Raw genomic sequence first — 7,426 nt, 5'->3', positions numbered from 1 at the left:
CCCCAAGGAGGGGAAGATCGGGGGGGGGGGAGCGGCGGGGAGGGGGGGCACCCCCTCCTGCGGAGAGCGGGGCACCCCCCCCCCCAAAACCACCCCCCCCCCCGACTCGCGGGATCGGAGCGTCAACTCCACTGTTAGCAGGTCTAGATGGGCACGAGCGATCGCCAGGAGAGGCCCGTGCCGCAGAACGGTGGATCCCTGCCGGGTCAGGGATTGCCGAAGGTGGAGCCGCGACGCGCGGACGCTGGCACTGGCGGTGCCGTGTGGATCACCACGCGGGTTTGGCGGCCGGACCTCGACGGCCGAGTTCCCATGACCCCAGCAGAGTTGCGGCATAATCGCCGCTCTACCCGGCTCAGACGCACATCTCGCCGCCGAGTGCTCAACCCGCCAACTCGACCGCTCACCCGCCAACTGAAGCACTCAGTCACAGCCGGCCGGGCCTACTGCTGGTCCTCGGGGATCCAGCCGCGGACTTCCAGGTAGGCGATGTCGGCGTCCTGGACGGCGCGGCCGGTTTCCACCAGCCAGGCCCGCATCGCCTCGGTGACGTCGCCGAGGTGGTCGGCGACACGCTGGGACCACTCGGCGGCGTCGAACCCGCCGGTGCTGGCGGAGCCGTAGGTGCGCTCCTCGGTGCCGTCCGCGCGCGGGATGAAGCCGCGACGCAGCCCCGGGGAGTCTTCCGTGGAGCCGGCCGACATCGTGTACTGGTTGGCCTTCATCCGGACGGTGAAGGCCAGGCGGCCGCCGGCCTGGCCTGTCTCATGGACGACCGGGGCGAGGTGGCTCGCGCCGGACTTGATGGCCTGCTTCCCGGCGCGGCCGGCCATGCTCTCGCCGGGCGCGCCGACAACGTCCTTGCCCCGGACCCGGGCCTTCTGCCCGGTCTTGGTGCGGCGACGGGTGGTGTTCGCCTCCGCGATGCCGGACAGCGCCTCGGTGTCGCGCTCACCGCCGCGCACCGCGCGGACGACCTGGCGCAGCGCGCCGACGAACGCCTTGCCCTTGCCCTTGGCGCCCGGGGTCCGGGCGGCTGGTGGCTGGTGGCTGGCGTAGCTGGGGGGATGTCTCGCGGAATGTGGGCGGGTGGGCCGGTCGTCCGGCCGCGGCGGGCCTGGTCAGCGCAGACTTGCGTACTCCTCGACGCGGTCGGCCAGGCGGCGGTCGGGGCAGGGGACGAGGCCGTCGGTGTCGTCGCCCGTGTGCATCACCAGGCGGTCGACCTCGACGGCCAGGGCGCCGGAGGGCGTGGAGGGCTTGGCGGTGCGGGTGCCCATGACGATGGGGGCGGTCCGGAAGTAGTCGGGCATCTCCGGTACCGCCGGCATGGGGACACCCGGCCCCAGGTCCTCGTCGACGCTCACGGCCTGCTCGAACCACAGCCGGGCCTCGCGGATCTCCCCTCGGCCGAGGTGGTGCAGGTACAGGCACCAGGCCGAGGTGTGGTCACCGGCGCCGGCCCCGATCTTCCACCAGAACTCGGCGCTGACGGGGTGCCCGGTGTAGTGCAGCAGGCAACCGAACAGCCGGCCCTTCGATCTCCTGAACCAGATCCTCCACACACTGGTCGCGTGGGCCCCGGGGGTCGTCCAGGAGATCGGCGAGATCGGTGATCCGGGCGAGCCGGGTGGTGCTGATCTCCCCGGAAACCACCGTCTCCAGGCACTGCCGGGCACGGTCCTGCTCCGCCCACCAGCCAGGCGGCGGCTGCTGGCCTCGCCGAATCCGTGCGACGTCGGCCGAGATGCGGCGCAGCGCGGCGGGCACGTCGAAGTCGTCGGGGGCGTCGAGGAGGTGGTCGAGGTTTTCGGGCTTCATCGGTCGGCTCCTTCGCGGCGGGGCCCGGGTACGGCAGCGGTGCGGCGCAGGACGTGTCGGGTGGTCAGCAGGCGTTCGAGGGCGGCGAGCGCGCGGCGGTGGTGGTAGTCGACGGTCCGCGGGTGGATGCCCAGGACCTCCGCGCTGTACTCGGCGGTGTAGCCCATGCTGGTGCGCAGGACGAACACTTCGCACTGGCGGGTCGGCAGTTCGGCGAGGGCGGTGTAGAGGCCGGCTCCGCCCTCGATCCGGGTGAGGGCCTGGTGCATCTGCTTCAGCGTGCGGCGCGCCTCCCTGAGACGGGCAGCCAGGTCCTTTTCACGCCGGAGCCAGTGGACCCGGTACATGACCGCGCCGGCCAGGATCCCCCGGGGTGCTGCTCGAAGTCCGGGGCCTCGAGCGCCTGGGCCCAGTTGTGGGCGAGGTAGGTGAACACCTCGTACGCGACCTCGTCGCCGACCGCGAGGTCCCCGATCATCTCGGCGGCGTAGCCGCGGAACGTCCGCTGCTTGGCCAGGAAGTAGGCCTCGAAGTCCAAGGGGAGGTCGACGGGCTCGTGCACGGCCGGGCCGGTTTCACTGCCCGCGAAGCTGTCGTCGTTCACCGGGGTGCTCCCGCACTGGCGTGCGCCTGCGCCGGGCGAGCGCCGGCCGCAGGCGGGCGTTGGTGCGGACCGGCTGGAGGGCTGCAGCCGTGTCGCAGAGGGTGTCCATCTCACTCTTTCGGTCAGGTACGACGTCAAGTTCTGCACGCCGAAGCCACCGTGTGGCCCGCCTTCAGACTTGCAAACGAGCACCCCTGTTCACGCATATGGCCTAGATGAATGAGTCCAAGGGATGCCGTCGCGATCAGCGGTCGAAGGCGATCAAGGATCGCTTTACGGGTTGGCCGGTCTTGTCGTTGAACCAGATCGCGGCGGTGAGTGCCAAGATCCGCATCAGTACCCGGACGATCACTCCGGCCGGAGTGCGCCCGCCATGTCGTTCCAGGTCGAGCTGCCCCTTGAAGGTCTGGTTGATCGACTCGATGACCTGCCGCAGCGGCTTGAACAGATGTGCCCCGGCCCGTTCGGGTTCGCCCTTGCGGGCCGGGCGCAGCAACTCCAGGTGACGTTCTGTGAGGTCGCGCTCGAAGTCGCGGCCGTAGTAGTTCTTGTCGCCGATGATCGTCTGCCTCGGATGGGCGGCGGCGACGTCGGGTGCGGCATCGAGCATGCCGTGCAGGGTCTCGCGTTCGTCGGCCTTCGCGCCGGTGAGCGCGAACAGGACAGGCAGTCCGCCCAGCGTGCAGACCAAGTGCAGGCGCAGGCCCCAGAAGTATCGGGAGTGCGACGCGCAGTAGCCGTACTCGGCCCAGCCGGCGAGGTCGGAGCGTTTGGCGGTTTCACGTGAGCAGCCGCAGCCGACCGGGGTGGAATCGACCACCCAGACGTCGTCGCTCCACAGCGAGGTGTCCTGTGCCAGCATCCTGATCATGTGCTTGATCAGCTCGGATGCGTTGCGGAGCCGCTTGTTGTACCCGGACTGCTGGGGCAGGTATGGGAACAGGCGGCGGGAGTCCCGGTTCGCGCGCCGTAGCCACCGCCGCTCCGAGGTGTAGCCGAGCAGCGCCGGCATCACCGCGAGGGTGACCAGCTCGGCGTCACTGAGCGTGGGCGCGATCCCGACCGCCGGGCGCCACGGAGCCAGATGCGGCGAAGCCTTCAGCTGGTCGTCGATCCTGACGTAGAGTGCCGCTGCGAGGGTGTCCAATTCTGTCTTCACACACCGACATTGGACGCCCTCGCGCCATGCCCGCAGGCGATCCCTTGGAATCGGCTGACGTGCGGGCAGTCGGGTGTCGGCGGCTGTCCGGTCGAAGTCGAAGGTCTCCATCCCCCGCGCGGGGGAGTCGAGTTGGACCTTGCGCATGATTCGGCGGGGCGGACCGCGGAGACAGCATGGGGCCATGGTCACGTTTGGGACACCGATAGCCGCTGCCGTCTCCGAGAGTCAGCCCCCTGCCCGTTGGGTGGTCCGAGTCGCGCACATTGCGGCACTCACTGCTGTGCCGTCCGGGATCTGGCGGATCGCGATGGGGGTCGGCATACCGGTGGGATTCAGCACCACGGGATTGGACATCCCTGGCTGGTTCAGCGCCATGTGCATCGCGATGAGCTTGGGTACCGAAGGGCTCACATTGCTCACACTTGGGCTGGTCAAGCCTTGGGGCGAGGTGGTGCCGGGCTGGATCCCGCTGATCGGAGGGAAGCGTGTCGCGCCGCTGGCGGCGGTGATTCCGGCGTTGCTCGGCGCGGCCGTTCTGATGCTGTTGACGATCCCCCGTGCGGGCGGCTTCGGAGGGGCTCAGGGAGCCCCGACCGGGCCGGCGCTCGTCGTGATGGACGCCTGTTACGCACCACTGCTGCTATGGGGGCCACTGCTCGTGGTCGTCACGATCTCCTACTACCGGCGGCGCCTGAACTGAGCAGGCGCAGTCAACCTCGTTGCGGCCATCCCGGATCCCTTGGACTCATCCATCTAGAAGGATTTCACGGAAAGATCGAGAACGGCAACGCAGCGTGACAATGACACGTGCCGCGAGCCGGGTCCACCCGCTTCAACCGGGCCTCGCGCCCGTTACTTTTGAGTAGCCGACTGGCCACTTTCGGTAATAAATGTGACCAGCATCACTGTTTCTGTATGCGGATCTCTTGCCCGAACCCGCTCACCCGCTCCGCGTACGGGCTGACAGACCGTCCGGGCGGTCCAACCCCCTGTCAGCCGACGGCGGCCACTGCGGCAACGGCCTCCGCGCCGCCGGGACGCGCCACAGCCGGCACCGGGACCGCGGCGCTCACGCCACCGTGCTCGTCCGGCAGCTGCAGGAAAGCCTCTCGCGCCCGGGCGGCACGGCCCCGGCCGACGCAGCGGGCAGTGACCGTCCGGGACTCGAGAGCGCCGTACCCGTCACCGAGCCCGCTCCAGGCGGAGCCGCTCACGGTCAGGCGCAGCTCGGCGGCGCCGGGCCAGGGGAGCGGGGTCAGGAGCGTGGCGCCGGTGGTGCGCAGGCGTTGTTCGAGGCGGGCGAGCTGGCGCGGGGCCGACGGGCCGGTGGGGCGCAGGATGATCGTGTCGCAGGCGTCGGCGAGGACGGACGCGATCTCGACCCAGTGCTCTCCTGGGGTATCGGCCAGCACAGTGCGCTCCCACGGCAGGCCGTAGGCCCTGGCCGCAGCCAACCCGGCCTCCGGCCAGCCGACGATCGCCGTCCACACGCCGGTCGACGCGGCGGCCGGCCCCGCCGCCACCGCCAGGAGCAGACTGGCGTCCAGGACTTCGACCACGGCCCCCTTCGGCAACCGGCCGCCCGGCAACAGCGGCTCCAGCGCGGGCAGGACCGGCCGGGAAGCGGCCTCGAACCGGGCGCGACGGGCGGCCGGACTGGTCTCCTCCAGCAGGATCGCCAGCCGCTCACCGCGTACGGACTCCGCCGTATCCGGTACGAGGGCGATCCGCGCGCTCACCGCCCTCCCCCGGTCCCGAAGACCTCCGCCGGCCCGGACGAGCCACCCGCGCCCGCAGAGGGACGGGCAGGGCCCGTCTCCGCCGAGACGACCGGGCGAAGGGTGACAGGGTCCGCGATCAGCCACGCCGCCTGCCGGTCTTCGCCCCATCGAGCGCTCACGATCCACGGCAGATCCGGCCCGGGGCGGCGCCGGGCGGTCACCAGGGCGGAGCACCACCGCCCGCCCGTACGGACCCACGCCAGACGCCAGCAGCCGTCGGAACCGTCCTGGGCAGGTTGGCCAGCGAGCTCGGCCGGGACGACGGTCGTGTCCCGCCACCGCCCGAAGAACGGTGACCCGGCAGGAGGCTCGTCCTGTGGTTCTGGCAGCGGCCTGACCGTGCGCTCGTCGAACAGGAACCAGCCCCAGGAATCGTCGGCGCCCCAGGTGACATGCACCACCCACACCGCACTGCCCGGCGGGCGCCGCCACACGGTCAGCATGGCCGGCTGCCAGCCGCCTCCCACCCGGATCTCCACCAGACGCCACCGCCGCGTGTCCTGGTAGTACCCGGGCAGCGTCATCAGCTCCCTGGGCGCCCGCTCGGCATCACCTGGCAGAGCCCCGGGGCGGGGGGCGAGGGAGAACAGAACGTCGGCGGTCACACCCCCCAAGTTAGATCGAACGGATTTTCGATTCAAGTCGTTCGCCCCGCGATACCCCAGGTCACAGCCATCTCGCTCCAGACCCCCGCGGCACGAGCACGAGGGGATGAAGGGGCAGGACCGGACCCCGGCGGTGACGATGCCGAAGGCCCCCCAACGACCACCGTCACCGATGAGCAGGCCGACCCGGGCTCGTCGGTACTGGCCCGGTGACGACGGCCGCCCGCGCTAGCGTGGAGAAGAAGGCAGATCAGCGGCTCGGAGGTGCCCATGCCCGAGACGGCGACGATGGTGTGCGAGGCCTGCGGCCGCAGGGCCCCCTGGAACCCGTGGCTCGCCTGCTCGATCGGGTGCTTCGACCGCGACCGCGGCACGGCGGAGGAACAGCAGGCCATGATTGACAGCGCTCCGGAGGCGCTCGCCTACTTCCTCGGCCTCGGCCCGGGCACGCACGCGCACGGACGACGACGGGTAGACCGGCGCCCGGGCCCGGCGTCCTCAGGGCGGGCCCGGACACCGGGCCGGCCGTAGAGTCCGAACGTGGCCAGCCCGCACGACTTCGACGAGATCGCCGACACGCTCTACGCCCTCGCGCCGCCGGACTTCACCGCCGCCCGCAACGCGCGCGCCGACGACGTCAAGAAGACCGACCCGCCCCTGGCCAAACGCATCCGCGCGCTGCACCGGCCCACCCTCACCGCGTGGGCGGCCAACGCCCTCGCCCGCCGCCACCGCGACCTTGTCGAACAGCTCCTGGACCTCGGGCAGGCCCTGCGCGACGCCCAGGACCACCTCGCCGGAGACCAGCTGCGCGCGCTCGCCGACCAGCGCCGCCAGCTGGTGCGGTCGCTGGCCGAGCAGGCCCGCCGAAACGCTGCGGCCGCCGGCCACCCGCTCGGCGCGGACGCGGCCGCCGACCTGGACCGCACGCTGTCCGCCGCGCTCGCCGACCCGGACGCCGCCCAGGCCCTGGCCGAAGGCCGGCTGACCGCCGCCCTGGAACCGCCGCTGTGGCCGGGCACCGCCCCCGGCGGGACGCAGACCGCGCAACCCGACGTCCCGGACGATGTCGACGCGGGCTCGGGCACGACGGGCCGCAAGCGAGCAGAGCGCTCCGGCCGTACTCCTGCCCGTGCTGCCGGCGAGCCGTCCGAAGACCGGGGATCGGCCGCGCGGGCCCGAGCCGAACGCGAGCGTGCGCGTGAACGCGAACGGGAGGAGGTCGAGGTGACCATGGCCGCGGCTGAGGCAGCCGAGCGGGATGCCGCCGAGCGGGCCGCAGCCGCCGAACAGGAGCTGCGCGCCGCCAGGTCGGCCCGGCAGGGCGCCCAGGGTGAGGCCGACCAGGCCAACGTCGAACTTAGGGCGTCCGCCAGTAGGTGCCGAGCTAATCGGTAGTAGCAGGGCAGGCACGGTTCGCCCGATCATGGAGTTCTCTACGCTTCATGATCAC

At 71.4% G+C, this 7,426-nt stretch carries 10 protein-coding genes; 2 read left to right on the top strand and 8 right to left on the bottom strand.

The genetic code is table 11. From position 1 onward, the window contains the following. Positions 1-443 precede the first annotated feature (443 nt). From ACZ52J_RS39400 to ACZ52J_RS39375, 6 genes are all read right to left on the bottom strand, one after another. Complete coding sequence (locus ACZ52J_RS39400; RefSeq protein ID WP_465625835.1) at positions 444-965, bottom strand: helix-turn-helix domain containing protein; 522 nt, start codon at positions 963-965, stop codon at positions 444-446. A 156-nt stretch (positions 966-1,121) separates the two neighbouring features. Beyond that, on the bottom strand, positions 1,122-1,565 hold the full coding sequence (locus ACZ52J_RS39395; RefSeq protein WP_465625833.1) for a hypothetical protein: 444 nt from the start codon (positions 1,563-1,565) through the stop codon (positions 1,122-1,124). After that, on the bottom strand, positions 1,450-1,821 hold the full coding sequence (locus ACZ52J_RS39390; protein ID WP_465625831.1) for a hypothetical protein: 372 nt from the start codon (positions 1,819-1,821) through the stop codon (positions 1,450-1,452). Before ACZ52J_RS39390 ends, ACZ52J_RS39395 begins: the two co-directional genes overlap by 116 nt. Further along, entirely contained in the window at positions 1,818-2,090 is a 273-nt protein-coding gene (locus ACZ52J_RS39385; RefSeq protein WP_465625829.1) for an RNA polymerase sigma factor, read from the bottom strand. Before ACZ52J_RS39385 ends, ACZ52J_RS39390 begins: the two co-directional genes overlap by 4 nt. Before the next feature lie 5 nt (positions 2,091-2,095). Then, a complete protein-coding gene (locus ACZ52J_RS39380; RefSeq protein WP_465625827.1) occupies positions 2,096-2,425 on the bottom strand; it encodes a hypothetical protein in 330 nt (109 codons plus the stop codon). A gap of 244 nt (positions 2,426-2,669) precedes the next feature. Then, a complete protein-coding gene (locus ACZ52J_RS39375) occupies positions 2,670-3,584 on the bottom strand; it encodes an IS982 family transposase (RefSeq protein WP_465625899.1) in 915 nt (304 codons plus the stop codon). A gap of 283 nt (positions 3,585-3,867) precedes the next feature. Here ACZ52J_RS39375 and ACZ52J_RS39370 point away from each other — a divergent pair, with 283 nt between their 5' ends. Continuing rightward, positions 3,868-4,287: a hypothetical protein gene (locus ACZ52J_RS39370; protein WP_465625825.1), complete on the top strand. Its 420-nt coding sequence runs from the start codon at positions 3,868-3,870 to the stop codon at positions 4,285-4,287. 292 nt (positions 4,288-4,579) lie between these two features. On the opposite strand, the gene ACZ52J_RS39365 is transcribed toward ACZ52J_RS39370, so the two are convergent. Together ACZ52J_RS39365 and ACZ52J_RS39360 are read right to left on the bottom strand one after the other, a co-directional pair. Further along, positions 4,580-5,326, bottom strand: coding sequence for a hypothetical protein (locus ACZ52J_RS39365; RefSeq protein ID WP_465625823.1), 747 nt, complete (start codon positions 5,324-5,326; stop codon positions 4,580-4,582). Continuing rightward, a complete protein-coding gene (locus tag ACZ52J_RS39360) occupies positions 5,323-5,892 on the bottom strand; it encodes a hypothetical protein (RefSeq protein ID WP_465625821.1) in 570 nt (189 codons plus the stop codon). The genes ACZ52J_RS39365 and ACZ52J_RS39360 overlap by 4 nt, the downstream gene beginning before the upstream one ends. 621 nt (positions 5,893-6,513) lie before the next feature. Between ACZ52J_RS39360 and ACZ52J_RS39355 the strand changes: the two genes are divergently transcribed. Beyond that, positions 6,514-7,371, top strand: a complete 858-nt coding sequence (locus ACZ52J_RS39355; protein ID WP_465625819.1) for a hypothetical protein — start codon at positions 6,514-6,516, stop codon at positions 7,369-7,371. Positions 7,372-7,426: the final 55 nt, after the last annotated feature.

Source organism: Kitasatospora sp. NPDC034035 (genome assembly GCF_055575755.1).
The sequence above is the reverse complement of the archived record's forward strand: the minus strand, read 5'-3'. Positions and strand labels throughout refer to the sequence as shown.